This is a genomic window from Sphingomonas oligophenolica, from assembly GCF_039522915.1.
Lineage (GTDB): Bacteria > Pseudomonadota > Alphaproteobacteria > Sphingomonadales > Sphingomonadaceae > Sphingomonas > Sphingomonas oligophenolica.
This window is the reverse complement of sequence record NZ_BAAAEH010000003.1, coordinates 73308-99298: the sequence shown is the minus strand read 5'-3', so window position 1 is coordinate 99298 and position 25991 is coordinate 73308. Positions and strand designations below refer to the sequence as shown.

Genomic DNA, 25991 nt, shown 5'->3' with positions numbered 1-25991 from the left:
CTACGAAAGTGAATTCTCATGTCCGACCCCATGCCCGCGGTGGCCACGACCAGCGCACCGGTTCCCGGCCTCCACGAAGACGGCTCGCCATCGCGCCTCGCGATCGACACGATCCGCACCCTGTCGATGGACGCAGTGCAGAAGGCGAATTCGGGCCACCCCGGGACGCCGATGGCGCTCGCGCCGGTCGGCTACACCCTCTGGTCACAATTCCTGCGGACTGATCCCGACACGCCCGACTGGCCCAATCGTGACCGCTTCCTGCTCTCGGTCGGCCATGCCTCGATGCTGCTTTATGCGCTGCTGCACCTCGCCGGCATCAAGGAGATCGACCGCGACGGCAACAAGACCGGCAACCTGGCGGTCAGCCTCACCGACATCGAGAATTTCCGCCAGCTCGGCTCCAAGACCCCGGGTCACCCCGAATATCGCCACACGACGGGCGTCGAGACCACCACCGGACCACTCGGCCAGGGCTGCGGCAACTCGGTCGGCATGGCGATCGCGGAGCGCTGGCTCGCCGCGCGCTACAACAAGCCAGGCTTCGATCTGTTCGATCACGACGTCTATGCGCTGTGCGGCGACGGCGACATGATGGAGGGCGTCTCGAGCGAGGCGGCGAGCATCGCCGGCCATCTCAAGCTCTCGAACCTGTGCTGGATCTACGACAGCAACCGGATCAGCATCGAGGGCTCGACTGACCTCGCCTTTGACGAGGATGTCGGCAAGCGGTTCGAGGCCTATGGCTGGAACGTCATCCATGTGAACGACGCCAATGACTGCGAAGCGCTCGCCGCCGCCTTCGCCGCTTTCCGCGCCACCGATGATCGCCCCACCTTCATCCTCGTCCATTCAGTCATCGGCTGGGGCTCCCCCCGCGCCGGCAGCGAAAAGGCGCATGGCGAGCCGCTCGGTGCCGACAATATCCGGGAGACCAAGAAAGCCTATGGCTGGCCCGAGGATGCCCAGTTCCTGGTGCCCGACGGCGTCGCGCAAGCCTTCGAGAAAGCGATCGCCGATCGCGGCCGGCCGCTCCGCGAGGCGTGGGAGGCGATGTTCGCTTCCTATCGCGCGCAAAATGGCGATCTGGCGAAAGAGCTCGACCTGCTGCTCAAGGGCGATCTGCCTGTAGGCTGGGACGCCGACATTCCTGTATTCGAGGCTGACGAAAAGGGCATTGCCTCGCGCGACGCCGGCGGCAAGGTGCTCAACGCGATCGCCAACCGGGTGCCCTATCTGATCGGCGGCTCGGCCGATCTCGCCCCCTCGACCAAGACTGACGTGAAGGGCAAGCCCTCCTTCGAGGCGGGCAGCTATGGCGGCTCGAACTTCCATTTCGGCGTGCGCGAGCATGGCATGGGGGCGGTGGTCAACGGCATGACGCTGACTCACCTGCGCGCTTACGGCTCCACCTTCCTCGTCTTCGCCGATTATATGCGCGCGCCGATTCGGCTCGCGGCGATCATGGAACTGCCCGCGATCTTCGTCTTCACCCATGATTCGATCGGCGTCGGCGAGGACGGTCCGACTCACCAGCCGATCGAGCATCTCGCGACCCTGCGCGCGATCCCCGGCCTCGACACGATCCGCCCCGGCGACGCAAACGAGGTCGCCTGGGCATGGCGTGCCGCGCTCGAGCACAGGCATCGCCCGACCACCCTGATCTTCTCGCGCCAGGCACTCCCCACGCTCGACCGCGGCAAATATGCCTCGGCCGAGGGGCTGATGAAGGGCGCCTATGTCCTGGCCGGCGATGCTGATCCGGAGCTGATCCTGATCGCAACCGGCAGCGAAGTGTCGCTCGCGGTCAAGGCGCATGAGGAACTGACGGCACAGGGCGTGCGCTCGCGCGTTGTCTCGATGCCCAGCTGGTTCCGCTATGAGCTGCAGGACCAGGCCTACAAGGACAGCGTTCTGCCCGGATCGGTCAAGGCACGGGTCGCGATCGAGATGGGCGGCGAGATCGGCTGGGATCGCTATGTCGGGCTCGAGGGCAAGACGATCACCATGTCGACCTTCGGCGCCTCGGCCCCGATCGCGAAGCTGCAGGACAAGTTCGGGTTCACCGTCGACAATGTCGTCAAGGTCGCCCGCCAATTGCTCGGAAAGGATTGATCATGGGCCGTCTCAATGATCTCGCTGCGAAGGGCCAGGCAGTCTGGCTCGATTTCGTCGACCGCAAGTTCCTTGCTGAAGGCGGGCTGCAGAAGCTCGTCGATGAGGACGGGCTGACCGGCGTCACCTCTAACCCGTCGATCTTCGAAAAGGCGATGGGCCACGGCACTGCCTATGATTCAGCGCTCGCCGACTATGACCGAGCTCACCCCGATGCCTCGACCATGGCGCGCTACGAGCATCTCGCCATCCAGGACATTCAGGCCGCCGCCGATACGCTGCGCCCGGTCTATGACCGGCTCGGCGGCAAGGACGGTTATGTCAGCCTCGAGGTGTCGCCCTATCTGGCCAACGATACCGACGGCACGATCGCGGAGGCAGCGAAGCTGTGGGGGCTGGTCGACCGGCCTGACCTGATGATCAAGATCCCTGGCACCCCGGCGGGCACGCCGGCGATTGCCGCGACGATCGACGCCGGGATCAACGTCAACGTCACGCTGCTCTTCTCGATCGAAGCCTATAAGGCGGTCGCGCTTGCCTATGTCGCCGGTCTCGAGGCTCGCGTTGCGCGTGGCGAGCCGATCGACCGGATCGCCAGCGTGGCGAGCTTCTTCGTCAGCCGGATCGATACCAAGATCGACGATGCGATCGATGCGCGGGTCAAGGCGGGCGATGCCGAGGCCAAGGCGCTGAAGGCGATCAAAGGCAAGGTCGCGATCGCCAACGCCAAGCTGGCTTATGCCTGGTATGAGGAATTCATCGCGTCGGATCGCTGGCAGGCGCTCGCCGCCAAGGGGGCGATGCCGCAGCGCCTGCTCTGGGCGTCGACCGGCACCAAGAACCCCGATTATCCCGACACGCTCTATCTCGACACGCTGATCGGCAAGGATACGGTCAACACCGTCCCACCAAAGACGATGGACGCGTTCCGCGATCACGGCACCGTCGCCGAGACGCTGACGGCCGATGTCGAGGGCGCACGCCATGTCCTTGCCGAGGCCGAACGGCTCGGCCTCGATCTGAATGGCGTTACCGATGCGCTGGTCGAGGAAGGTGTCGCCTCCTTCTCCAAGGCATTCGACGATCTGCTCGGCGCCATCGCCGCCAAGCATCCCGAAACGGCGAACTGACCAGCCCACCATCCGGAGACCAGTCCATGCGTATCGGAATCATCGGCCTTGGCCGGATGGGTGGCAACATCGCGCAGCGGTTGATGCGGGCAGGACACGAAACTGTCGTTTATGACCGTGATCCCAAGGCCGTCACCGAGAGCGTCGGGCACGGCGCGGTCGGCGCCGACTCGCTCGAAGACATGCACGCGAAGCTCGAAGAGCCCGCGATCTTCTGGGTGATGCTCCCGGCCGGTGATCCGACCGAGCAGACGATCGAGACGATCGCGGGATTCGCGGGCGAAGGCGACATCATCATCGACGGCGGCAATAGCTTCTACAAGGACGATATCCGCCGCTCGAAAGCGCTCGCCGAAAAGGGCATCCGCTACGTCGATGTCGGCACCTCAGGCGGCGTCTGGGGGCTTGAGCGCGGCTATTGCATGATGGTCGGCGGTGAGAAGGCGGCGGTCGATTCGCTGGACCCGATCCTGGAGGCGCTGGCGCCCGGACTCGGCACCATTCCGCGCACCCCCAACCGCATGGCCAATGAAGGCGAGGATCCGCGCGCCGAGAAAGGCTATATCCATGCCGGGCCGGCCGGCGCGGGCCATTTCGTCAAGATGGTCCATAACGGCATCGAGTACGGCCTGATGCAGGCCTATGCGGAAGGGTTCGATATCCTCAAGGGCAAGTCGTCGGACAAGCTGCCCGAGGATGAGCGCTTCGATCTCAACCTGACCGACATCGCCGAAGTGTGGCGGCGCGGCAGCGTGATTTCGTCCTGGCTGCTCGATCTGTCGGCCTCGGCGCTCGCCGAGGATCAGATGCTCGAGAAATTCTCCGGCAAGGTTGCCGATTCGGGCGAAGGCCATTGGACGATCGAGGCGGCGATGGAGGAGGCAGTGCCGGTCAATGTGCTCTCCGCCGCCTTGTTCGCGCGCTACCGCAGCCGGGTCGATCATACCTTCGGCGACAAATTGCTCTCGGCGATGCGCTTCGGCTTTGGCGGCCATGTCGAGATGCCGCAATGAGCGAGCCCGTGCGGCTCGTCGTTTCGGATGTCGACGGCACTTTGGTCGACAAGGACAAGAAGCTCACGCCTGGCACGGTCGCCGCGGTCGAGCGGCTCCGCGCGGCGGGGGTTGGTTTCACCATCATCAGCGCGCGGCCGCGCTCGGGCATGATGCCGATCGCCGATACGCTGGCGATCGACGATCCGATGGGCGCCTTCAACGGCGGCACGATCTTCCGCCGCGACGGCACCGTGATGGTCCAGCACCGGATTGATCCGCAACTCGTCGCCGCGATGTTCGAGATTGTCGGCGATGCGCCGGTCGATCGCTGGTTGTTCGCTGATGACCGCTGGTATGCGAGCAGCGCCGAAGGCCATCACGTCGATTCAGAACGGGTCGCTTCCAACCAGGCGCCGATCGTCACCCGGGACTTTGCCCCGCTGTTCGACCGTGCCGACAAGATCACCTTCGTCAGCGACGATCCCGCATTGCTCGCCGGGTTGCACGACCGCGCAAGTGCCGCGATCGGCACCCGCGCGACGGTGGTCCAGTCGCAGACCTATTATCTCGATGTGACGGCGCTGGCCGCGAACAAGGGAGACGGCGTCACCCTGCTCGCCAGTGCCATGCACACGCCGCTCACCGAGCTTGCCGTGATCGGCGATCAGGCCAATGACGTGGCGATGTTCGAGCGCGCGGGGCTGTCGGTGGCGATGGGGCAGGGGCCCATCGAGGTGCGCGACCAGGCCGATTTCACCACCGCCAGCAACGACGCCGATGGCGTGGCGCGGGCAATCGACGCGATCATCCTCCCGCGCACCGGCTGATTCAGGTGATCGGGTCGTCCGCGTAACGCCGCGCGATGACCGCGCACGCAATCAGCTGGAGTTGGTGGAACAGCATCAGCGGCAGGATGACGAGCCCGACTTGCGCGGGCGGGAACAGCACTCCCGCCATCGGCACGCCCGAGACGAGGCTCTTCTTGGAGCCGCAGAAGACGAGCACGATCGCATCCTCGCGGCTCAGCCCCATCAGCTTGCCCGCGCCCCAGGTCGCGAGCAGCACCAGCGCCAGCAGCACCGAGCAGACCGCAAGGATCACCGCGAGCGACCCCCCCGACAGCTGGTGCCAGATCCCGCCGACAACCGCCGCACCAAAGGCGGTGTAGACGACCAGCAGGATCGACCCGCGATCGACCATCGTCACCAGCCTTTTCTGCCGCGCGACGAAGCTGCCGATCACCGGCCGCAGCAGATGGCCGAGCACGAACGGGAGCAGCAGCTGGAGAAGGATCGTTTCGATCGAGGACAAGGATATGCTCGCGCTCCCGCCCGAGCGGATCAGCAGGGCGGCGAGCGCCGGGGTCAGGACGATGCCGACCAGGTTGGAGAAGGAGGCGCTGCACACTGCCGCCGCCACATTGCCCCGCGCAATCGCGGTGAAGGCGATCGAGGATTGCACCGTCGAGGGCAGCAGCGTCAGGAACAGCAAGCCCGCCGCGACCGGCGGCGCGAGGAACGGCAAGGCGGCGATGCCGAGCCCGAAGATCGGGAACAGGATATAGGTGGAGGCGAACACTGCGAGATGCAGCCGCCAGTTCTTCGCGCCCGCAAGAATCGCTTCGCGTGACAGCTTCGCGCCGTGGAGGAAGAACAGCAGCACGATCGCCGCGTCGGCGATTGTCTCGAACACGGGCACGGCGCCGCCACGTGGCGGCAAGATCGAGGCAAGGATGACCGTTCCGAGCAGCGTGAGGATGAACGGCTCGAACAGCACGAAGAATCGCTTCAGCATCAGGCCCCTTCGCGCGATCGGTGCCGGCTCGCAATGGGTTTGCGTTGCCCGCGGCTTTTCGTTCTAAGCTTGGGCGATGTCCGATCCTTCTTCCTTGAGCGACGCGGCGATCGCCGAGGCAGCGCGGACGCTGCTCGATCTCGACGTGCCGCCCGAATGCCTGCCAGGCGTTCGCGCCAATCTCGCCTTGCTCGCTGAGCATGCGCGGCTGGTCGGCGATCTCGATGACTGAGACGGCAGCGGCCATCGCCGAGGCGGTCCGCGCCGGAAGGCGCTCGGCGCTGTCGGTTGCGGAGGAGGCCATCGCGCGGATCCGGGCGCGCAACGGCGCGATCGGCGCCGTCACCCGGCTGCTTGACGATCGCGCACTGGCCGAGGCGCGCGCGGTCGATACCATTGTCGCGGCGGGCGGCGATCCCGGCCCGCTCGCCGGCGTCCCTTATGGCGTGAAGGACCTGTTCGATGTTGCCGGCCTGCCCAACACCGCCGGCGCGGCGATGCGCCGCGGCGCCGCTCCCGCGACCGGTGACGCTGAAGCCATAGCGCGGATGCGCGGGGCCGGGGCGGTACTGGTCGCGACCCTCAACATGGACGAGTTCGCTTATGGCTTCGCGACCGTCAACGCGGCGTTCGGCACGACCCGTAACCCCCATGATGGCGAGCGGCTCGCAGGCGGATCGTCGGGTGGATCGGCCGCGGCGGTTGCCTCCGGCATGCTGCCGTTGGCGCTTGGCTCGGATACCAATGGCTCGATCCGCGTCCCCGCCGCGCTGTGCGGTCTGTACGGCCTGAAGCCAGCCCATGGCAGCCTGGCGATGTCCGGCGTCTACCCCTTTGTCGACAGCTTCGACGATATCGGTCCCTTTGCGACATCGATCGCCGATCTGAAGCTGGCATGGCAGGTGCTCGGTGGTGTCGATGGCGCGAGCGGCGTCAGGGTCGCGCGGCTCGGCGGCTGGTTCGAAGCCAATATCTCCACTGAGCTTGTCGAGGCGATCGACCGGCTCGGCGCCCATCTCGGTGGCCTTGCCCGCGTTGAATTCCCGGAGGTAGACCGCGCTCGCTCGGCCGCCTTCCTGATGACGGCGGCCGAAGGCGGCGCGCGCCACCTCCCCGAATTGCGCCGTCGCCCGATGGAATTCGACCCGGCAACCCGCGACCGGCTGATCGCCGGCGCCATGCTGCCCACGCCGCACTATCTTGCCGCCCAGGCATTCCGCGCGACCTTCAGCGGCGCCGTAAGCGCCCTGTTCGAGCAGCATGACGTGCTGATCGCCCCCTGTGTCGGCGAGGTCGCGCCGCTGATCGAGGACCCGTTCATCACCGTCGATGGCGCCCGCGTCCCGGCACGCGCGCATCTCGGCCGGCTGACCCAGCCGCTCAGCTTCATCGGCCTGCCGGTGATCGCGGTGCCTTTGTACCGGCCGGGCAAGCTGCCGCTCGGCCTGCAGCTCGTCGGCACGCCGGGGCGCGAGGGAGCGTTGTTCGCGCTTGCCGAGCGTCTCGAGGCGGATGGTGTCATCGGCTTCAGCCCGCCCGCCTGAACCCCTCTTCCGCTCGCGGAAAGTCGCGCTATGTTCGTCCGTTAATCCGGCGCCGACCGGAAATCGGCGGGAGCGGATCAGGCAGCCGGGGGACCGCCAATGTCGACTGCGGGGGAAGCGAAGACGGGCAGGCAGGTGGCATGGTTCGACCTTGCCGCCCGCGGCACCGATGTGCGAACCGAAGTCCTGGCCGGCGCGACCACTTTCCTGACCATGGCCTATATCATCGTCGTCAACCCGGCGATCCTCGGCCAGGCCGGCATGCCGGTCGCCGCCGTCGCCGCAGCGACCTGCTTCGCGGCCGGGGTGGCGAGCATCCTGATGGGGGCGATCGCCAATGTCCCGCTCGCGCTCGCGCCGGGCATGGGATTGAACGCCTATTTCAGCTTCACCGTGGTGCAGGGCATGGGCGTGCCCTGGCCGGTTGCGCTTGGCTGCGTGCTGATCTCGGGCGTCGCCTTCCTGCTGCTGACCGCGGCGGGCATCCGCCAGATGATCCTCGCCGCCATCCCGCCGCACCTGCTCGCCGCGGTGGCGGGCGGCATCGGTCTGTTCATCGGCTTCATCGGCCTGAAAAATGCAGGCATCGTCGTCAACAACGCGGCGACCAGCGTTGCGCTCGGCGATCTCCATGCACCGAGCGCGGTGCTCGCCCTGATCGGCCTGGTCGTGATTGCCGTGCTGAGCGCCTGGCGGGTCAAAGGCGCGGTGCTGATCGGCATCGTGCTGACGACCCTGGTCGGCTGGCTGATGGGCCTCGTCACCTTCACCCCGCAGCCCTATTCAATCGCGGCACTGACCGAGACCGCCTTCAGGCTCGATCTCGGCGGGGTGTTCGGCGCCGGGGGCAAGCATGGGCTTGGGGTGCTCGAGATCCTGTTCGTCTTCCTGTTCGTCGACCTGTTCGACAATATCGGCACGCTCGTTGCGGTGACGAAGCGCGCCGGACTGGTCGGCGCCGATGGCAGGATCCCGCGCCTCAACCGCATGCTCTTCACTGATGCAGTCGCGACGATGATCGGCGCCTGCGCGGGCACCAGCACCGTCACTTCCTATGTCGAGAGCGCCGCCGGCGTCGAGGCGGGCGGACGTACCGGGCTGACCGCGATCGTCACCGGGCTGCTGTTCCTCGCCGCGATGTTCGTCGCGCCCTTCGCGCAGCTCGTGCCGCTCGCCGCGACCGCGCCGGCGCTGATCCTGGTTGGTGCGCTGATGATGTCGCCGCTGATCGAAGTGGCCTGGGACGATCCCGAGGCGGCGATACCGGCGTTCCTGACGGTCGCGATGATCCCGCTTACCTTCTCGATCGCGAACGGCCTAGCGTTCGGGATCACCGCCCATGCACTGCTCAAGCTGCTGCGGGGCAGGATCACCCGCACGGACTGGCTCCTTCTCGTGCTGGCCGCGCTCTTCATCGTCCGCTTTGCGTGGCTGGCGGTGGCGTGAAACGGCGCGCGGGTTCATGGAGACACGATGCAGCATGAAGTAAGGAGCCTGCGCGGCATGGTGACCGCGCCGCACCACCGGGCAGCGCAGGCCGGGCTCGGTGTGCTTCAGGACGGCGGCAACGCGGTTGAAGCAGCAGTCGCCGTCGCCGCATGCCTTGCGGTCGTCTATCCGCACATGACCGGCATCGGTGGCGACGGCTTCTGGGTGATCGCCGAGCCCGATGGGCGCACCCATGCGATCCATGCCTGTGGCGCGGCTGCGCAGGCAGCCGACCTGTCGCTCTACCGCGGGCTCGATGCGATCCCATGGCGCGGGCCGCTTGCCGCGAACACCGTGGCGGGCACGATCTCGGGCTGGGCGGCAGCGCTCGAAACCAATGGCGGCGCACTCCCGCTCAGCCGCCTGCTTCGCCCCGCGATCACCCAAGCAAGGGACGGCGTGGTCGTGACGCGCGGCGGCGCCGGGATCGCGGCCGCGAAGGGTGCTGAGCTTCGCGCGCAGCCGGGCGCCTGGGCGGATATTTTCGAGCCGGGAGGTCGCCTGCTCGTCGAAGGCGATGTGCTTCGCCAGCCGGCGCTTGCCGCGACGCTGACCGTGCTGGCGCGCGACGGGCTGCAGAGCTTCTATGACGGCCCGCTCTCCCACGCGATCGCCGCCGATCTCGCGGCGCTCGGCAGCCCGGTCTCCACTGCCGATCTCGCCGCGCACCGCGCGACCCGGCCGGCACCGCTCAGCGTCGGCGTGGCGGGCGCGACCCTGTTCAACACAGCGCCACCGACCCAGGGCCTCGCCTCGCTGCTGATCCTCGCGTTGTTCGACCGCCTTCACGCGGCCGAGGCTGAGGGATTCGACTATGTCCACGGGTTGGTCGAGGCGACGAAGCAGGCGTTCCTCTACCGCGACCGCCATGTCGGCGATCCCGTTTATATGGCAGTCGATCCGCAATCGCTGCTCGGCAGTCCGGCGGCGCTCGACGAGATGGCGATGCAGATTGATCTCGATCGCGCTTTGCCCTGGCCGCAGCCCGCCTCTGCCGGCGACACGTGCTGGTTCGGCACGGCGGACGCGCAGGGGCGCGTCGTCAGCTGCATCCAGAGCACCTATTTCGAGTTCGGATCGGGAATCGTCCTGCCCCAGACCGGCATCATCTGGCAGAATCGCGGCAGCAGCTTCCGCCTCGCCGAAAGCGGCTGGAACGCGCTGAAGCCGGGCCGCAAGCCGTTCCACACGCTCAATCCGGCGCTGGCGCGCTTCGATGATGGGCGGGTGATGGCCTATGGCACGATGGGGGGCGAGGGCCAGCCCCAGACCCAGGCAGCGCTCTTCACGCGCTATGCCCGTTACGGCATCGGCCTGCAGGAGGCGATCAGCCGCCCGCGCTGGTTGCTCGGCAGGACCTGGGGCGAATCGAGCACCAGCCTCAAGATCGAGGATCGCTTTGCGCTCGATCTTTATGACGATCTCCGCGCGGCCGGCCATCGGGTCGAGCTGATGCCTGCCTTCACCTCGATGATGGGCCATGCCGGCGCGATCGTGCGGCATCCGACCGGTGTGCTCGAAGGCGCGACCGATCCGCGCAGCGACGGGCAGGTCGCCGCGTGGTGAGTGGCGGAGAAAGGGCGGTAGCGCGGTGCGATGCGCTTGGCGTGGCGCCCTATAGCGATACGCCCGACGGGCTGTTCCGCGGCTATCTGACGCCGGCTTATGCCGCCGCGCAGGAGGCGGTCGCCGGATGGATGATCGAGGCGGGGATGACAGTCAGCATCGACGCCGCAGCCAATCTGATCGGCCGATACGAGGGTGGCCCGGGCTTCGCTGCTCCGCCTTTGCTGATCGGCAGCCATATCGACAGCGTCCGTGACGCCGGCCGCTATGACGGGCCGCTTGGCGTGATGCTAGGGATCGAGGCGGTCGCGGCGCTCAACGCCGCTGGGCGCCGCCCCGATTTTCCGATCGAGGTGATCGCCTTCGGCGACGAGGAGGGCTCACGCTTCCCCGCCGCGATGCTGACCAGCCGGGCGGTCGCGGGAACGCTCGATCCGGCCGCGCTGGCAGTGGCTGACCGCGACGGCGTGACGCTTCACGAAGCGCTCGCTGCCTATCGCCGCTTGGTTGCGGGCTGGCAATCCAAGCGCGAGGAGGAGCCGGCCTTTGGCGGCATCGCTGATTTCGGGTCGGCGCGCCGTGCCGCGCCGCTCGCTTATCTAGAGGTGCATATCGAGCAGGGGCCGGTGCTCGACGCTGAGGGCCTGGCGCTTGGGGTCGTTACCGGCATCGCCGCGCAGCTTCGCTATCAGGTCGGCGTCGTGGGCGTGGCCGGGCACGCCGGCACGACCACCATGGCCCTGCGCCGGGATGCGCTCGCCGCGGCGGCCGAGGCGGTACTTATGGTCGAGCGTGTCGCGCGTAGCGGCGCCGGCGATCTCGTCGCCACGGTCGGCCGGCTCTTGGCGGTGCCAGGCGCTGCCAATGTGATCCCCGGGCGCGTCGACTTCACCATCGACATCCGGTCGGGCGACCAAGGGGTTCGTGACGCGGCGGCAACGGCTATCCTCGCCGAACTTGATGCCATCGCCGCGCGGCGCTGCATCTCCATCTCGGCGGAGCGGGTGCAGAATCTCGCGGCCAGCGCATGCGATCCCGGGCTCACTGACCGGCTCGCCGAAGCGGTCGCGGCCGAGGGGCTGCCGGTTCGCCGCCTGGTCAGCGGCGCCGGGCATGATGCGATGGTGATGGCGGCGCTGTGCCCGACGGCGATGTTGTTTATCCGCTGCGTGGCGGGCATCAGTCATAATCCTGACGAGCATGTCGACCCGGCTGACGCCGACGCGGCACTGCAGGCGATGCTCGGCTTCATCGACCGACTTGGAGAGGCTGTTTGACCATATCCGACCTGCCCGTCGACCTGTTCGGTGAGATCGACCCGCCACAGCGGCTGCTGATGGGCCCGGGTCCGGTCAATGCGCATCCGCGGGTGCTGCGGGCGATGTCGGCTGATCTGCTCGGCCAGTTCGATCCCGAGATGACCGCCTATATGAACCAGGTGATGGCGCTCTACCGTCCGGTCTTCGGGACGCGGAACCGCTGGACCTTTCTGGTCGACGGCACCGCGCGCGCTGCGATCGAGGCGGCATTGGTCAGCCTGATCGCGCCCGGCGACGTCGTGTTGATCGTCAATTTCGGCCGCTTCGGGCTGCTGCTGCGCGAGATCTGCGAGCGGATCGGCGCGGTGATCGAAACGGTCGACGCGCCCTGGGGCGAGATCGTGCCGATGGAGGCAATTGCCGCCGCGATCGAGCGCACCGGGCCGAAGGTCGTGGCGGCGGTGCACGGCGACACCTCGACCACCATGGCGCAGCCGCTGGCCGGGCTTGGCGCCCTGTGTCGCGCGGCGGGGGCTCTCTCCTATGTCGATGCGACAGCGACGATCGGCGGCATGGCGATCGAGACTGACCTGTGGGGAGTCGATGTCGTCACCGGCGGTCTGCAGAAATGCCTGGGCGGACCCTCGGGCTCGGCGCCGATCACCATCTCCGATCGCGCCGCCGAGCATATCGCGGCGCGGCGCCATGTCGAAAAGGGCATCGTCCGGGACGACATATCGAACGGCACCGGTGCGCGGATCGGCTCCAATTATTTCGATCTCGCCATGGTGATGGATTATTGGTCCGAGAAACGTCTCAACCATCACACCGAGGCGACGACCATGCTCTACGGCGCCCGCGAATGCGCCCGCGTCGTGCTTGGCGAGGGGCTTGAGGCACGGTTCGAGCGGCATCGGCGCGCCGGCGCTTCAGTGGTGGCGGGCGCCCGGGCGATGGGGCTGACCGTGTTCGGCGACGATGCCTATCGGATGACCAATGTCACCGGCATCCTGATCCCCGACGGCGTCGATGGCGAGGCGGTGCGGCGGCGGATGCGCGAGGATTTCGAGATCGAGATCGGCGCTGCGTTCGGGCCGCTCCAGGGCAGGATCTGGCGGATCGGCGCAATGGGCTACAATGCGATGAAGCATAAGGTGGCGATCACGCTGGGCGCGCTCGAGGCGGTGTTGCGGGCCGAGGGATTCGCGACACCGGCGGGCGCGGGGGTCGATGCGGCGCTGGAGGCGTGGCGAGCATGAGCGCTCCCCGCGATCTCATCGGTTACGGCCCGACCCCGCCCGACCCATGCTGGCCGAACGGCGCGCGGATCGCGGTCAACATCGTCCTCAACTACGAGGAGGGCGCGGAAAACAGCATCCTCAATGGTGACAAGGGCTCGGAAGCCTTTCTCTCCGAAATGGTCGGCGCCGCCAGCCATTCGGCGCGGGCGATGGCGATGGAGAGCCTCTACGAATATGGCAGCCGGGCCGGCTTCTGGAGGCTCCACCGGCTGTTCACCGAGCGCCAGACGCCGATCACCATCTTCGGCGTCGCGACGGCAATGGAGATGAACCCGGCGGCTGTCGAGGCGATGCTCGCCGCTGAATGGGAAATCGCCAGCCACGGCTATCGCTGGATCGACTATCAATATGTGCCCGAAGAGGTCGAGCGCGAGCATGTCGCCAAGGCGATCGAGCTCCACACGAAGCTGACGGGCACGCGCCCGCTCGGCTGGTACCAGGGCCGCACCTCACCCAATACGGCGCGCCTCGTCGCAGAGGAGGGCGGCTTTCTCTACGATGCCGATTCCTATGCCGACGACCTGCCCTATTACGATCGGCGGCACGGCAGGGCGCAGCTGATCGTACCCTATTCGCTCGACGCCAACGACATGAAGATGGTCGCGCTCAACGGCTTCACCGAGGGTGTTCAGTTTTTCCGCTATCTCGTCGATACGTTCGAGCAATTGAGGGAAGAAGGCGGCCGGATGATGTCGGTCGGCCTGCATGGCCGCATCGCCGGCCGGCCGGGCCGAGCAATCGCGGTCGCGCAATTCCTCGATCATGTCGTCGCCAGCGGCGACGCCTGGATCGCGCGCCGTATCGATATCGCGCGGCACTGGATGGAGGTGCATCCGGCATGACGATCGACGATCCCGCAATCCTCGCCGAGGCTACGGCAGCCTTTTACGAGTATGAGCGTGCCTTGATGGCTGACGATGTGCCCGCGATGGACCGGCTGTTCGCCGACGCGCCGACCACGGTCCGCTACGGGGTCGGTGAGGTTCTTTATGGTGCCGACGAAATCCGCGCCTTCCGCAAAGGCCGGGGCGGGTCGCCGCAGCGCCGGCTCGGCCGCGTCGCGATCACTACCTATGGCGACAGCTTCGCCACCGCCAATGCCGAATTCTTCCGCGACGGCAGTGATCGGCGCGGCCGGCAGAGTCAGGCGTGGGTCAAGTTCGCTGACGGGTGGAAGGTCGTCTCAGCCCATGTCTCGATGGAGGGATCGACGTCGTGACTCCCGATACGGATCCGGACGCCTTCATTCGCCAATATGGGGGTCTGTTCGACCATAGTCCCTGGGTGGTGATGCGCGCCGCCGCGCGGCTGCCGCTCGGCGATGTCTATGCCGGCCTGATGGCGATCGTGTACGAAGCGACGCCCGAGGAACAGCTGTCGCTGATCCGCGCCCATCCGGAGCTTGCCGGCAAGGCTGCGATCGACGGCACCCTGACCGAGGCGTCCGCGACCGAGCAGGCCTCGGCCGGCCTAGATCGCATGACGCCGGAGGAATATGCTCGCTTCCACGCGCTCAATACCGCCTATCGCGAGCGCTTCGGTTTTCCCTTCATCATCTGCGTCCGACTGACCGACAAGCCCGGCATCCTAGCCGCCATGGAAGCAAGGCTCGCCAATGACCGCGACACCGAGATTGCCACGGCGCTGGCCGAAATCGGCAAGATCACCGCGCTCCGCCTCAAGGATGTGGCATGAACACGCTTTCCACCCATGTGCTCGACACGATGCACGGAAGGCCCGCGGCCGGCATTGCCCTGGCGCTGACCCGGCCGGACGGCGAGATCGTGCGGGGCACGACCAACGCCGACGGCCGCTGCCCGGATCTCGTGTCGGAAGAGCTCGCATCGGGGCGTTACGCGCTCCGCTTCCGAGTGGCTGACTATTTCCGCAGCCTCGGTGTCGAGCTGCCCGACCCGCCGTTTCTCGACGAAGTGGTGATCGATTTCGGCATGGCGGCGGATGGCGGGCATTATCATGTGCCGCTGCTTGTCTCTCCCTATGGTTATTCAACCTACCGGGGCAGCTGACAGCATGACGATCGACCTCGCCGAATGGCTCAATCTCGCGATCAGATGGCTGCATCTGACGGCGGGTATCGCCTGGATCGGCTCGTCCTTCTATTTCGTGTGGCTCGACAATCATCTGACCCCGCCCGCCAGTGGCGAGGCCTCGGGCGAGCTCTGGTCGGTGCATGGCGGCGGTTTCTATCACAACCAGAAATATCAGGTGGCGCCTGCCCAGATGCCGGACCAGCTGCACTGGTTCAAATGGGAGGCCTATTTCACCTGGATCAGTGGCTTTTCGCTGCTGGTGCTGATCTATTATGTCGGCGCGCAGAATTTCCTGATCGATCCGGCCAAGGCGGCGCTCAGCCCCGCCGAGGCAGTCTCCATCGGGGTGACAGCGCTCGCGGCCGGCTGGCTCTTCTACGACCTGCTGTGCCGATCGCCGATGGGCAGGAACAACCGGCTGCTCGGCCTGGTCTGGTTCGCCTTTCTGCTCGCCTCGGCCATCCTGCTCGATCGCCTGTTCAATGCGCGCGCGGCCTATATGCATGTCGGGGCGATGATGGGCACGGCGATGGTGGCCAATGTGTTCTTCATCATCATCCCCAACCAGCGCAAGGTGGTCGCCGACCTGATAGCCGGCCGCACGCCCGATCCGGCGCTGGGCAAGGCAGCCAAGCAGCGCTCGCTGCACAATAATTACATGACGCTGCCGGTGCTGTTCATCATGATCAGCAACCACTATCCGATGACCTATGGCGCCGAGCGGCCATGGCTCGTGCTGGCGCTGCTCGGGCTGACCGGCGTGGCCGTCCGTCATGTGTTCAACCTGCGGCATCGCGGGCAGGCAACAGGGCCGACAATTGCGTTTGCGCTGGCCCTCGCCTTCGCCAGTGTGACCTATGTTTCCCTGGAGAAAACCGGCGTCGTGGCGACGACGGGAGAGGCGGCGTCGGCCCCAAACCCAACATACGCTGACATCCGGCCGATCCTCGTGACGCATTGTGCTGCCTGCCACAGCCTGCGTCCCACCAACGCGGCATTCACGGCGCCGCCGCTCGGCGTGGTGCTCGACAGCTATGATCACGTCCGCACCGTCGCCCCGCGAATCCGGAAGGTGGCGGTCGAGTCCGAGATCATGCCGCTCGGCAATAGCACTGGCATGACCAGCGCCGAGCGTCGAACGCTGGGCGAGTGGATCGCGGCGGGAACGCCGCGATGATCCGCTTTGTCCTCGACGGCGCGGTGATCGAGGTCGAGGCCGGCGCGACCGAGACGGCGCTTGACCTGATCCGCTACGGCCTCCGCCGCACCGGCACCAAGGAAGGCTGCGCCGAGGGCGATTGCGGCGCCTGCACCGTGCTGCTCGGCGAGCTCGACGGCGAGGCGGTGCGCTGGCGGGCGGTCAACAGCTGCATCCTGTTCGTGCCGATGCTCGACGGAAAGGCGCTCCGCACGGTCGAGAGCCTGTCGGGCAGCAGCGGGCTCCACCCGGTCCAGCGCGAGATGGTCGAGCGGCATGGTTCGCAATGCGGCTTCTGCACCCCTGGCTTCGTCATGTCGCTGTACGGCCGCAGCATCGGGGCGGCGGGAACTGAAGGCGAACCGGTCGCTGATGTCATCGCCGGCAATCTGTGCCGCTGTACCGGCTATGGCCCGATCCTGGATGCCGGCGAGGCGGTGCCGGCAAGCGCTCCGGACGACGCCGATGTCGCCGTCATGCTGAGCAGCATGACGCGCGGCACTTCGGGCAAGGGCTGGTTCGCACCGCGCACCGCCGATGACCTGGCCGTGCTGCTGATCGAACATCCCGGCGCCCGGATCGTCGCCGGCGCAACCGATGTCGGGCTATGGGTCACCAAGCGGCACCACGATCTCGGCACAGTGATCTTCATCGGCGACGTCGCCGACCTGAAGGCGATCGAGGAGGACGAGCGCGGCCTGACCCTCGGCGCGGGTGTGCGCTACACTGAGGCGAAGGCGGCGCTCGCCCGCATCCGCCCCGATCTCGGCGAGCTGGTGCGGCGGATTGGCGGGCTCCAGATCCGCAATGCCGGGACGATCGGCGGCAATATCGCCAATGGCTCGCCGATCGGCGACATGCCGCCCGCGCTGATCGCGCTCGGCGCCACGCTGACGCTCAGGCGCGGCGATGCGCGGCGGACGATTCCGCTTGAGGCGTTCTTCAAAAGCTATGGCGTGCAGGACCGGGGGGCGGGCGAGTTCGTCGAAAGCGTCCATATCCCGCGCCCGGCGCCCGACACGATCGTCAGCATGGTCAAGCTGACGAAGCGGTTCGACAGCGACATCTCCGCAGTGTGTGGCGCCTTTGCGATCTCGGTCGCGGATGGCCTGGTGACCGATGCGCGGGTTGCCTTCGGCGGCATGGCCGGCATTCCGGCGCGCGCGCCTGCCTGCGAGGCGGCGCTGATCGGGCAGGTCTGGTCCGAGGCCACTGCCGACGCCGCCGCGCAGGCGCTGGCGCAGGATTATACGCCGCTCACCGATGTAAGGGGCTCGAGCGCTTACCGCCTGACCGCCGCCGCCAATCTCCTGCGCCGGCTGTGGATCGAGCAATCGGGCGAGCCGGTCAGCGTGCTCGACATGGTGCTCGATGGCTGACGCGGGTTTCAAGTCTACCGGCGCGGTCAACCGGCCGCTCCACCACGACAGCGCGCTCGAGCATGTCGCCGGCACGGCGCGCTATGTCGATGATATGCCCGAAGCGCCGGGGCTGCTCCATCTCGCCTTCGGGCTCGCAGCCGACGGCCATGCAAAGCTGCTCTCGCTCGATCTCGAGGCCGTCCGCGCGGCGCCGGGCGTGGTGATCGTGCTGACCGCGGCCGATATCCCGGGCGTCAACGACGTGAGCCCGGTCAAGGGCGACGACAAGCTCTTCGCCGAGAAGGAGATTCTCTATCCGGGCCAGCCCCTGTTCGTGGTCGCCGCGACCAGCGTCGCTGCGGCACGGCGCGCAGCGCGGCTCGGCAAGGCTGAGGTCGAGCCGCTGCCGGCGCTCGTAACGATCGATCAGGCGCTGGCGGCGGAATCGGCGATCGAGGACACCCAGGTCATGGCGCGAGGCGATGCTGCCGCGGCGCTCGCTGCCGCGCCGCACCGGCTGACCGGTGGGCTGGAAATGGGCGGCCAGGAGCATTTCTACCTCGAGGGCCAGGCCGCGTTCGCGACGCCCGGCGAAGGGGGTCAGCTGCATGTCCTGTCCTCGACCCAGCATCCGAGCGAGGTGCAGCATCTGATCGCCAAGGTGCTGAAGCTTTCGCATGCCGATGTGACGGTCGAGGTGCGCCGCATGGGCGGTGCGTTCGGCGGCAAGGAAACCCAGGCCGCAGCCTATGCCGTCGCCTGCGCGCTGGTCGCGGCGAAGACGGGCCGGCCGGCCAGGATCCGCGCCGACCGCGACGATGACATGGCAATGACGGGCAAGCGCCATGACTTCGCCGTCCGCTACGATGTCGGTTTCGACGATGCGGGCCGGATCGCGGGGGTCCGGATCGAACTCGCTTCGCGCTGCGGCGCGACTGCCGACCTGTCCTCGGCGATCAACGACCGGGCGATGTTCCATGCCGATAATTGCTACTGGCTGCCGGCGGTCGAGATCGTCAGCCACCGGCTGAAGACCCACACCGTCTCCAACACGGCGTTTCGCGGTTTCGGCGGGCCGCAGGGCATGATGGCGATCGAGCGGGTGATGGATGCGATCGCCGCCGCGCGTGGGCTTGATCCGCTCGCGGTGCGCTGGGCCAATCTTTACGCGCCGGGCCGGGACATCACGCCCTATCATATGCGCGTCGAGGACAATGTCGCGCCGGAGCTGATCGAGGAACTGGCTGAGCGGACAGACTATGACGTGCGCCGCGCGGCGGTGGCGGCGTTCAACGCCAGCCACCGGGTGCTGAAAAAGGGGCTTGCGCTGACTCCGGTCAAGTTCGGCATCAGCTTCACCACGACCCATCTCAACCAGGCCGGCGCGCTGGTGCTGCTTCATGCCGATGGGTCGATCCAGCTGAACCATGGCGGCACCGAGATGGGCCAGGGGCTGATGATCAAGGTCGCGCAGATCGTCGCCGACGTCTTCGCCGTGCCTGTGGAGAGGGTGCGCGTCACATCGACCCGCACCGACAAGGTGCCCAACACCTCCGCCACCGCCGCCTCCTCGGGTGCCGACCTGAACGGCATGGCGGCCTATAATGCTGCGCAGCAAATCCGCGCACGGCTCGCCGATTTCGCGGCGGACAGGTTCGGCGGCGCGCCCGAGGCGGTACGCTTCACCGGCGACGGAGTGGTGGCCAATGGCGAGATTGTCCCGTTCGAAGCCCTGTGCCGAATGGCGCATATCGGCCGTATCTCACTGTCCTCGACAGGCTTCTACGCGACGCCGAAGATCGAATATGACCGCGCGGCGCACCGCGGCCGGCCTTTCCTCTATTTCGCCTATGGCGCCGCTTTGTCGGAGGTGGTGATCGACACGCTCACCGGCGAGCACCGGGTGCTCGCGGTCGATATCCTTCACGACGTCGGGCATTCGCTCAATCCCGCGATCGATCTCGGCCAGGTCGAGGGCGGTTTCATCCAGGGCATGGGCTGGCTGACGACTGAAGAGCTCGTCTATGACGATCGCGGCCGCCTGCTCACCCACGCGCCCTCGACCTACAAGATCCCCACCGCGAGCGACCGTCCGCGCCGGATGGACATCAGGCTGTGGGAACGCGGGCGCAATGCCGAGGCGACGATCCACCGCTCCAAGGCGGTCGGCGAGCCGCCCTTCATGCTCGCCATCTCGGTCTTCTCGGCGCTGACCCACGCAGTCGCCGCCGCGGCGCCGGGCAAGGGCTTGCCCAGCTTCGATGCGCCGGCAACGCCGGAGCGGATTCTCGCCGCGATCGAAGAGCTGAAGGCGCGCGATGGCTGACTGGGCTGAAGCGGCCCGGATCGCCCTGGCGCGGGGCCCGGTCGCGCTGGTGACGATCCTCGCCACCGAGGGCTCGGCGCCCCGTGGCGCGGGCGCGCGCATGGTGGTGACTGCTGACGCGCTCTTCGGCACGATCGGCGGCGGCGCGCTCGAATATCGCGTCGCCGAGCAGGCGCGCGCGATCCTCGATCTGCTGCCGGGGAGCTGGCGGGTGCAGGATTACCCGCTCGGGCCGCTGCTCGGGCAGTGCTGTGGCGGACGGGTGCGGTTGCTGGTCGAGCGGCTCGATCCCGGTCAGAGCGGGTGGATCGATAGCGTCGAGGAACCTGGACAGCTTCTGACGAAGTTAGGCGCGGGGGAGATACAACGAAGCTCCCTCCCTGGCGAAGGCCGCGGCCCGGCTGCGGCTGGCTTGTTGGTGGAAAGCATTGGCGCACGGGGACCGCTTCCGGGCGCCGGAACCGAATTCATCGAACCCGTTGAAACCACCGGCACCCCGCTGATCCTGTTCGGCGCCGGTCATGTCGGCCGCGCGATCGCCTCCCGGCTGCCCGGCCTGCCCTTTCACCTCGCCTGGTTCGACAATCGCCCCGATATGGCCGAGACACTCGGCGTGATGCTTGAAACCGACGATGCGATGATTGCCTGTGCCCGTGCCGCCGCGCCCGATGCCGCGGTCCTGATCCTCACCCATGATCATGCCTTCGACTATCGCCTGACCGCAGCAGCACTCTCCGGCGCGGCCGCGTTCATCGGCCTGATCGGATCGCGGACCAAGCGCGCGCGCTTTGTCTCGCGGTTGCAGGCGGACGGGATCGATTCGTCCCGCCTCACCTGCCCGATCGGCCTGCCCGGCATTACCGGCAAGGAACCCGGCGTCATTGCGGTGGCGACCCTCGCCCAGCTCCTGACGACCGCGCCATGAGCTTCACTGCGTTCCGCGCTGAATTACTGAGCGTTCCCGAGGATCCCGCCCGGGCAGGCGACACGGCGATCCGCCATCATGCCGACGGCCTGCTCGTGGTCGAGAACGGCCTTGTCGTCGCCTTCGGCGCCCATGCCGATCTCGCCCCCCGCTTCGCCGATGTCCCGGTTGAAACCCTGCCCGGTTTGATCGTCCCGGGCTTTGTCGACACCCATATCCACTACCCCCAGACCGATCGCATCGCCGCTTATGGCGAACAGCTCCTCGAATGGCTCGATCGCCATATCTTCCCCGCCGAGGCGGAATTTGCCGATCGCGGCCATGCCGATACTGTCGCCGCCTTCTTCCTCGACGAATTGCTGCACAACGGCACCACCAGCGCGCTTGTCTTCGCCACCGTCCATGCCCAGTCAGTCGACGCCCTGTTCGAGGCAGCGCTCGCCCGGAACATGCGGATCGTCTCCGGCAAGGTGCTGATGGATCGTGGCCCGGAGACGCTTCGCGACAGCGTGGGCAGCGGCCGCGCCGACAGCGAAGCGCTGATCGCTCGGTGGCGCGGGCGTGGCCGGCTCGGCTATGCGGTGACGCCGCGTTTCGCGCTCACCTCCTCCGACGAGCAACTCGCCAGTGCAGGCGCCCTCGTCGCCGCGCACCCGGAGGTGCTGATGCACACCCACCTCGCCGAAAATCACGACGAGATCGCTGCCGTCGCCGCCCGCTTCCCGCAAGCGCGCGACTATCTCGACGTTTATGATCGGTTCGGGCTGGTCGGTCCTCGATCTGTATTCGCGCACTGCATCCATATGGACGATCATGCCCTGGCGCGGATGAGCCAGGCGGGCGCAGCGATTGCCTTTTGCCCGACCAGCAACCTGTTCCTCGGTTCGGGCCTGTTCGATCTCGCCCGCGCCGACGCGCGCGGCGTCAAGGTCGGGATCGGCACCGATATCGGCGCGGGCACCAGCTTCTCGCTGCTTGCGACGCTCGGCGAAGCCTATAAGGTCGGCCAGCTGCGCGGCGCCAGCCTCGATCCGTTCCGCGCCCTGCACCTCGCTACTGCCGGGGGCGCCCGCGCGCTTGGCCTGGGAGAGCGGATCGGCGGCCTCCAGCCGGGCCAGGAGGCTGATTTCGTCCTGCTCGATTCCGCTGCCACGCCGCTCCTCGCGCGCCGCACCGCCGGCACGACGCTGCGCGATCGCCTGTTCGCGCTGCAGATCCTCGGCGACGACCGCGCCATCGCCCGCACCTATGTCGCCGGGCGCTGCGCGTGGTCACGCCCCTAGGCGCGTCGGCTCATCCCTTGGGGTCGAGCAGCCCTTCGAACAGGGGCACGACCTTGCCGTCCTTTTCGCGCGCGAAATCGCGCGGATGGACGAAGTGATCGGCAAACCAGGGATATTGGATCGGATCGAACGCAGCCCGCAACCAGTCGACGGTCGCCCGCACCGCCGGCGAATGCCGCGCCTCGACATGGTAATAGAGCCACAGGTCGAAGCGGATCGGCAAGGTCAGCGCCAGCGGGATGACATGCTTCGAAAGCGCGCGCGTATAGGTGGGGAGCGCGGCGATCCCCGCGCCGTTGACCACCGCCCAATAAGCGGCGAGCGCTGAGTTTGACCGGATCGGCATGAAGCCTTCGGGCAGTTCGGCGCCGACCAGGAATTTGATGAGGCTCGAATTATAGCCCGGCCCGCTCTGCTCGACGAAGCGATGGTCGCGGATTTCGCTCAGCGCCTTCAGCTCGCCATGCTGCTTGAGATAATCGTCCGAGGCGAAAAGCGCGTAATGCACGGTGGCGAGCCGCGCCCGCACCAGATCGGGGCGCTGTGGCGCGCCAAAGGCGATGCCGACATCGACATCGTCGCTGCGGTCGCGTGACACGTCATAATCGAGTTGAAGCGACACCGTCAGCTTCGGCAATTGGGGCAGCAGGTCGTTGAGCCGCGGCGTCAGCCACATCGTGCCCAGGCCCTCGGTGCAGCCGATCGTCAACTCGCCCGGGTTGATCAGCACATTCGCATTGCCGGCTTCGTCGGCGGAGATCGTCGCGCCGGCCATTTCGCGCGCAGCCCGGGCGAGCATCTGCCCGATGTCGGTGGGCACCACGCCGCTGCGCGACCGGCGCAGCAATTCAGTGCCGATCCGGTTCTCGAGCCTTTCAATACGGCGGCGTAACGTGTTTAGAGCGAGGCGCGAGGTCTCGACGGCGGCGCGGAAGCTTCCCTGGTCAACGACATGCAACAGGGCGCGAAGATCGTCCCAATCCAGATCACGCGCCAGGGTGCGGACATGGCTTGTGTTCCAGCTAGGAACACCTCGTTCCTGATTCTGGATCGCAGCAGGAAGCTTACTCGCCATTAGGTTCCCCTGATAATGTTCATGGTAACAGGTGGAGCCGGAAAATGCGAGTAGACACGCACAGCAACGATTCCAACAGCTTCGGGCGCCTTCGCTTCTCCAGGAACGTCGAACGCTGCCTCGCCAGATCCTCGACTCAACTGGTCTGCCGTCGGGCGACTGACGAAGATGTCAAGTCAGTTCTTGAAAAAGCGGGCCGGATGTTTCCCATCGCCTCGCGCGAGGCCGTTGATCGGATGCGGGCCCGCAACCCGAACATTATCCAGATGATTGAAACGGTTGGCGGCAACGATGAGCCGTTGATGCTCGCCTATCTGCCGCTGTCCGAGCTGGGTGCCGATCGCCTGGTCGATGGAGGGTTCGATGGCCTTGCCCCGCTCCCCGAATGGATCGTGACCGAGAAGGAGGTTCCCACTGCCATCTACATCTGGATGGTGTGGACACCGGGCAAGCTGGCCAGGGTGCTTCCCGCCATGGCACAGATTTTTTCCGGCCTTACTCCGGTCGGCTGTCCGCTATTCTCGCGCGCGGTCACTGAGCATGCGCGCCGGATCCATGCCACCATGGGCTTCCAGCCCGGATCGCAGATTTATCCCGGCGCGCCCGAATGGCTTCTTGTCGTACTGCCGGAGCGTGAGATGCCGGCGCCCGTCCATCAAATGCCCAGGATCGAGGTTCGCCCGGTGCGCTCGTTCGAGGATATGGCGAAGATCTTCGCGATCCGGGCGGCGACCTATATCAGCGAGCAGCCGTGCCTCTATCGCGAGGAATTCGACGGCAATGATTTCTGCGCGACTCATCTGCTCGGCTCGGTCGACGGCGATCCGGCTGGCTGCGTCCGGATGCGCTATTTCGGCGATTTCGTGAAGGTGGAGCGGCTCGCGGTGCGGCGCGAATATCGCAACAGCCGGCTCGCTTTCAAGCTGGTGCGCGAGGCGATCTCACTGGCCCGCCAGAAGGGCTTCAGGCGGATCTATGGCCATGCCCGGCTTGATCTCGTGCCTTTCTGGGGGATGTTCGGCGCCCGCGTGCTGCCCGATACCGACATCTTCAAATTCGCCGATGTCGAATATCGCGAGATGGTGATCGATCTCGATGCGCATGCCCATCCGATCGGTATCGGCGACGATCCCATGGTGACGATCCGTCCCGAAGGCGCCTGGAACGAGCCGGGGCCGCTCGAGCTCTCCAATCTGCGCCCGAGCCGCGCCGGCTTTTTCCAGGACATGCGGACGATCGGGCGCGGCGCGCACTGATCGGATCAGGCAGCCCAGGCGGCGATGTCGTCCTGGCGGCCGATCAGTGCCAGGCCGTGGGCGATCGAGGTGAGTTCGCCGCCGCTCGCGATGCGCCCCTCGCCGACGCGCTCCGCGAACAGGCGGCGGATGCGCGGCATCAGCGAGGAGCCGCCGGTCAGGAACACGCGGTCGATATCGTCCACCGCCACGCCGGATGCGCTCAGGGCGCGGTCGATCGCCGCCTCGATCCGGATGATGTCGGGGGCGATCCACGTCTCGAAGGCGCTGCGCGTCACATCGGCCTCGACCGTCAGGCCGGCGCCGCTGAAATGGAAATGTGCCGTTTCGGCCGACGACAGATCGCGTTTCACCCGGCCGACCGAATCATAGAGCCGGTAGCCGAGCTCCTGCTCGATCACCCCGATCATCAGGCCTATCGCATCCGGATCGATCGCTGCGCGGCGCAGCTTTTCCAGCCCGGCGAGCGTCTTGCGGTTGCGCATCAGCGCGAGCCGGGACCAGTCGCCGAACTCGGTGAAGTAACCCCGCGGAATCTCGAGCACCTTGTCGAAGGATCGGTAGGAGCCGCCCTTGCCGAGCAGCGGCAGGACGAGATTGTCGATGATCCGATAGTCGAACCGGTCGCCGGCGATCCCGACACCGGCATGGCCGAGCGGAACGCAGCGCCGCTCGGCGCCCGGTGCAGCAATCCGAACCACCGAGAAGTCGCTCGTACCGCCGCCGAAATCGGCCACCAGGATGGTCGCCGGGTCGGTTATCCGCGAGGCGTAGCTGTACGCGGCGCCGAGCGGCTCATAGACATAGTGAAGCTCGGCGCCGAGCGAACCGAACATCGCGTCGTATCGCTGGCGAGCCAGCGCTTCGTCGGGCCGGTGTCCGGCATATTCGACCGGCCGGCCCACCACCACGCGCGCCGCGCCGCTCAGCGCGCCGCCGGCCCTTGCTGCCATTTTCTCGAGAAACAGCCGGCCGAGATCCTCGAAGCGATAGCGCCGCTCGAACACCGTCGCATGCTCGAAGCTCGCGCTTGCCGCGACTGACTTGAACGACTGGAGGAAGCGGCTGCCTTGCGGAAAGTCGAGATATTCGGCGATCGCCCAGGGCCCTGCCTCGCAGGCGGCCCCGCCGCGCACGCTCTCATCTTCCCAGAAGCACAAGGCTGACCGGAAGACCGCCTCCGGGCTGTCGGGCGCTTCGAGCGGCACCAGCTCGGACGCATCGCCCCGCGCGACCGCTGCGACCGAGTTGGTCGTGCCGAAATCGAGGCCCAGCGAAAAAGGCGAGGAGGGGGTGGGATTCGGCATGGGCGGACGCCGCTACA

At 66.9% G+C, this 25991-nt stretch carries 23 protein-coding genes; 20 read left to right on the top strand and 3 right to left on the bottom strand.

Features of this window, described 5'->3' with window-relative positions; all coding sequences use genetic code 11:
* Positions 1 to 18: 18 nt before the first annotated feature.
* The 4 genes from tkt to ABD050_RS02250 are packed head-to-tail and all read left to right on the top strand — an operon-like array spanning position 19 to position 5067.
* Positions 19 to 2115, top strand: coding sequence for a transketolase (tkt, locus tag ABD050_RS02265; RefSeq protein WP_343887509.1), 2097 nt, complete (start codon positions 19 to 21; stop codon positions 2113 to 2115).
* A gap of 2 nt (positions 2116 to 2117) precedes the next feature.
* Complete coding sequence (gene tal, locus ABD050_RS02260; protein WP_343887508.1) at positions 2118 to 3245, top strand: transaldolase; 1128 nt, start codon at positions 2118 to 2120, stop codon at positions 3243 to 3245.
* Positions 3191 to 4258, top strand: coding sequence for a phosphogluconate dehydrogenase (NAD(+)-dependent, decarboxylating) (gnd, locus tag ABD050_RS02255; protein WP_343887544.1), 1068 nt, complete (start codon positions 3191 to 3193; stop codon positions 4256 to 4258). Before tal ends, gnd begins: the two co-directional genes overlap by 55 nt.
* Positions 4255 to 5067, top strand: coding sequence for a Cof-type HAD-IIB family hydrolase (locus tag ABD050_RS02250; protein WP_343887507.1), 813 nt, complete (start codon positions 4255 to 4257; stop codon positions 5065 to 5067). Before gnd ends, ABD050_RS02250 begins: the two co-directional genes overlap by 4 nt.
* A 1-nt stretch (position 5068) precedes the next feature.
* On the opposite strand, the gene ABD050_RS02245 is transcribed toward ABD050_RS02250, so the two are convergent.
* Entirely contained in the window at positions 5069 to 6034 is a 966-nt protein-coding gene (locus tag ABD050_RS02245) for a bile acid:sodium symporter family protein (protein ID WP_343887506.1), read from the bottom strand.
* Positions 6035 to 6110: 76 nt separating this feature from the next.
* Between ABD050_RS02245 and ABD050_RS02240 the strand changes: the two genes are divergently transcribed.
* From ABD050_RS02240 to guaD, 15 genes are all read left to right on the top strand, one after another.
* A complete protein-coding gene (locus ABD050_RS02240) occupies positions 6111 to 6266 on the top strand; it encodes an AtzG-like protein (RefSeq protein ID WP_343887505.1) in 156 nt (51 codons plus the stop codon).
* The gene (locus ABD050_RS02235; RefSeq protein ID WP_343887503.1) at positions 6259 to 7578 is read left to right on the top strand and encodes an amidase family protein; all 1320 of its coding nucleotides are present in this window, start codon (positions 6259 to 6261) and stop codon (positions 7576 to 7578) included. The genes ABD050_RS02240 and ABD050_RS02235 overlap by 8 nt, the downstream gene beginning before the upstream one ends.
* 99 nt (positions 7579 to 7677) lie before the next feature.
* Positions 7678 to 9024 (top strand): NCS2 family permease, encoded by a 1347-nt coding sequence (locus ABD050_RS02230; protein ID WP_343887502.1) that lies wholly within the window; start codon positions 7678 to 7680, stop codon positions 9022 to 9024.
* 27 nt (positions 9025 to 9051) lie between these two features.
* Positions 9052 to 10632 carry a gamma-glutamyltransferase family protein gene (locus tag ABD050_RS02225; protein WP_343887501.1) on the top strand — a complete coding sequence of 527 codons (1581 nt, stop codon included), beginning with the start codon at positions 9052 to 9054 and terminating at the stop codon, positions 10630 to 10632.
* A 41-nt stretch (positions 10633 to 10673) separates the two neighbouring features.
* The gene (locus tag ABD050_RS02220; RefSeq protein ID WP_343887500.1) at positions 10674 to 11909 is read left to right on the top strand and encodes an allantoate amidohydrolase; all 1236 of its coding nucleotides are present in this window, start codon (positions 10674 to 10676) and stop codon (positions 11907 to 11909) included.
* A 59-nt stretch (positions 11910 to 11968) separates the two neighbouring features.
* On the top strand, positions 11969 to 13150 hold the full coding sequence (locus ABD050_RS02215; protein WP_343887543.1) for a pyridoxal-phosphate-dependent aminotransferase family protein: 1182 nt from the start codon (positions 11969 to 11971) through the stop codon (positions 13148 to 13150).
* Positions 13147 to 14034 carry an allantoinase PuuE gene (puuE, locus tag ABD050_RS02210; protein WP_343887499.1) on the top strand — a complete coding sequence of 296 codons (888 nt, stop codon included), beginning with the start codon at positions 13147 to 13149 and terminating at the stop codon, positions 14032 to 14034. Before ABD050_RS02215 ends, puuE begins: the two co-directional genes overlap by 4 nt.
* Positions 14031 to 14411 (top strand): oxalurate catabolism protein HpxZ, encoded by a 381-nt coding sequence (gene hpxZ, locus ABD050_RS02205; protein WP_343887498.1) that lies wholly within the window; start codon positions 14031 to 14033, stop codon positions 14409 to 14411. The genes puuE and hpxZ overlap by 4 nt, the downstream gene beginning before the upstream one ends.
* A complete protein-coding gene (uraD, locus tag ABD050_RS02200) occupies positions 14408 to 14887 on the top strand; it encodes a 2-oxo-4-hydroxy-4-carboxy-5-ureidoimidazoline decarboxylase (RefSeq protein WP_343887497.1) in 480 nt (159 codons plus the stop codon). The genes hpxZ and uraD overlap by 4 nt, the downstream gene beginning before the upstream one ends.
* Entirely contained in the window at positions 14884 to 15219 is a 336-nt protein-coding gene (gene uraH / locus ABD050_RS02195) for a hydroxyisourate hydrolase (protein ID WP_343887496.1), read from the top strand. Before uraD ends, uraH begins: the two co-directional genes overlap by 4 nt.
* Positions 15220 to 15223: 4 nt before the next feature.
* Positions 15224 to 16420 (top strand): urate hydroxylase PuuD, encoded by a 1197-nt coding sequence (locus ABD050_RS02190; RefSeq protein WP_343887495.1) that lies wholly within the window; start codon positions 15224 to 15226, stop codon positions 16418 to 16420.
* Positions 16417 to 17820: a xanthine dehydrogenase small subunit gene (gene xdhA / locus ABD050_RS02185; protein WP_343887494.1), complete on the top strand. Its 1404-nt coding sequence runs from the start codon at positions 16417 to 16419 to the stop codon at positions 17818 to 17820. The genes ABD050_RS02190 and xdhA overlap by 4 nt, the downstream gene beginning before the upstream one ends.
* Positions 17813 to 20128, top strand: a complete 2316-nt coding sequence (gene xdhB, locus ABD050_RS02180; protein WP_343887493.1) for a xanthine dehydrogenase molybdopterin binding subunit — start codon at positions 17813 to 17815, stop codon at positions 20126 to 20128. Before xdhA ends, xdhB begins: the two co-directional genes overlap by 8 nt.
* On the top strand, positions 20121 to 21053 hold the full coding sequence (gene xdhC, locus ABD050_RS02175) for a xanthine dehydrogenase accessory protein XdhC (protein WP_343887492.1): 933 nt from the start codon (positions 20121 to 20123) through the stop codon (positions 21051 to 21053). Before xdhB ends, xdhC begins: the two co-directional genes overlap by 8 nt.
* The gene (gene guaD / locus ABD050_RS02170; protein WP_343887491.1) at positions 21050 to 22336 is read left to right on the top strand and encodes a guanine deaminase; all 1287 of its coding nucleotides are present in this window, start codon (positions 21050 to 21052) and stop codon (positions 22334 to 22336) included. The genes xdhC and guaD overlap by 4 nt, the downstream gene beginning before the upstream one ends.
* A gap of 10 nt (positions 22337 to 22346) precedes the next feature.
* Here the strand turns inward: guaD and ABD050_RS02165 are convergent, their stop codons facing one another.
* The gene (locus tag ABD050_RS02165; RefSeq protein ID WP_343887490.1) at positions 22347 to 23411 is read right to left on the bottom strand and encodes a LysR family transcriptional regulator; all 1065 of its coding nucleotides are present in this window, start codon (positions 23409 to 23411) and stop codon (positions 22347 to 22349) included.
* 266 nt (positions 23412 to 23677) lie between these two features.
* Between ABD050_RS02165 and ABD050_RS02160 the strand changes: the two genes are divergently transcribed.
* Positions 23678 to 24667 (top strand): GNAT family N-acetyltransferase, encoded by a 990-nt coding sequence (locus ABD050_RS02160; protein ID WP_343887489.1) that lies wholly within the window; start codon positions 23678 to 23680, stop codon positions 24665 to 24667.
* Between the two features lie 5 nt (positions 24668 to 24672).
* Here ABD050_RS02160 and ABD050_RS02155 read toward each other — a convergent pair whose 3' ends face one another.
* Positions 24673 to 25974, bottom strand: coding sequence for an Hsp70 family protein (locus ABD050_RS02155; protein WP_343887488.1), 1302 nt, complete (start codon positions 25972 to 25974; stop codon positions 24673 to 24675).
* Positions 25975 to 25991: the final 17 nt, after the last annotated feature.

What these genes read in the sequence shown, in the direction of transcription:
- tkt (WP_343887509.1), top strand. Translation starts at nt 19, where the DNA reads ATGTCCGACCCCATGCCCGCGGTGGCCACGACCAGCGCACCGGTTCCC.
- tal (WP_343887508.1), top strand. Translation starts at nt 2,118, where the DNA reads ATGGGCCGTCTCAATGATCTCGCTGCGAAGGGCCAGGCAGTCTGGCTC.
- ABD050_RS02250 (WP_343887507.1), top strand. Translation starts at nt 4,255, where the DNA reads ATGAGCGAGCCCGTGCGGCTCGTCGTTTCGGATGTCGACGGCACTTTG.
- ABD050_RS02245 (WP_343887506.1), bottom strand. Translation starts at nt 6,034, where the DNA reads ATGCTGAAGCGATTCTTCGTGCTGTTCGAGCCGTTCATCCTCACGCTG.
- ABD050_RS02240 (WP_343887505.1), top strand. Translation starts at nt 6,111, where the DNA reads ATGTCCGATCCTTCTTCCTTGAGCGACGCGGCGATCGCCGAGGCAGCG.
- ABD050_RS02235 (WP_343887503.1), top strand. Translation starts at nt 6,259, where the DNA reads ATGACTGAGACGGCAGCGGCCATCGCCGAGGCGGTCCGCGCCGGAAGG.
- ABD050_RS02230 (WP_343887502.1), top strand. Translation starts at nt 7,678, where the DNA reads ATGTCGACTGCGGGGGAAGCGAAGACGGGCAGGCAGGTGGCATGGTTC.
- ABD050_RS02225 (WP_343887501.1), top strand. Translation starts at nt 9,052, where the DNA reads ATGCAGCATGAAGTAAGGAGCCTGCGCGGCATGGTGACCGCGCCGCAC.
- ABD050_RS02215 (WP_343887543.1), top strand. Translation starts at nt 11,969, where the DNA reads ATGGGCCCGGGTCCGGTCAATGCGCATCCGCGGGTGCTGCGGGCGATG.
- puuE (WP_343887499.1), top strand. Translation starts at nt 13,147, where the DNA reads ATGAGCGCTCCCCGCGATCTCATCGGTTACGGCCCGACCCCGCCCGAC.
- hpxZ (WP_343887498.1), top strand. Translation starts at nt 14,031, where the DNA reads ATGACGATCGACGATCCCGCAATCCTCGCCGAGGCTACGGCAGCCTTT.
- uraH (WP_343887496.1), top strand. Translation starts at nt 14,884, where the DNA reads ATGAACACGCTTTCCACCCATGTGCTCGACACGATGCACGGAAGGCCC.
- ABD050_RS02190 (WP_343887495.1), top strand. Translation starts at nt 15,224, where the DNA reads ATGACGATCGACCTCGCCGAATGGCTCAATCTCGCGATCAGATGGCTG.
- xdhA (WP_343887494.1), top strand. Translation starts at nt 16,417, where the DNA reads ATGATCCGCTTTGTCCTCGACGGCGCGGTGATCGAGGTCGAGGCCGGC.
- xdhB (WP_343887493.1), top strand. Translation starts at nt 17,813, where the DNA reads ATGGCTGACGCGGGTTTCAAGTCTACCGGCGCGGTCAACCGGCCGCTC.
- xdhC (WP_343887492.1), top strand. Translation starts at nt 20,121, where the DNA reads ATGGCTGACTGGGCTGAAGCGGCCCGGATCGCCCTGGCGCGGGGCCCG.
- guaD (WP_343887491.1), top strand. Translation starts at nt 21,050, where the DNA reads ATGAGCTTCACTGCGTTCCGCGCTGAATTACTGAGCGTTCCCGAGGAT.
- ABD050_RS02165 (WP_343887490.1), bottom strand. Translation starts at nt 23,411, where the DNA reads ATGGCGAGTAAGCTTCCTGCTGCGATCCAGAATCAGGAACGAGGTGTT.
- ABD050_RS02160 (WP_343887489.1), top strand. Translation starts at nt 23,678, where the DNA reads ATGATTGAAACGGTTGGCGGCAACGATGAGCCGTTGATGCTCGCCTAT.
- ABD050_RS02155 (WP_343887488.1), bottom strand. Translation starts at nt 25,974, where the DNA reads ATGCCGAATCCCACCCCCTCCTCGCCTTTTTCGCTGGGCCTCGATTTC.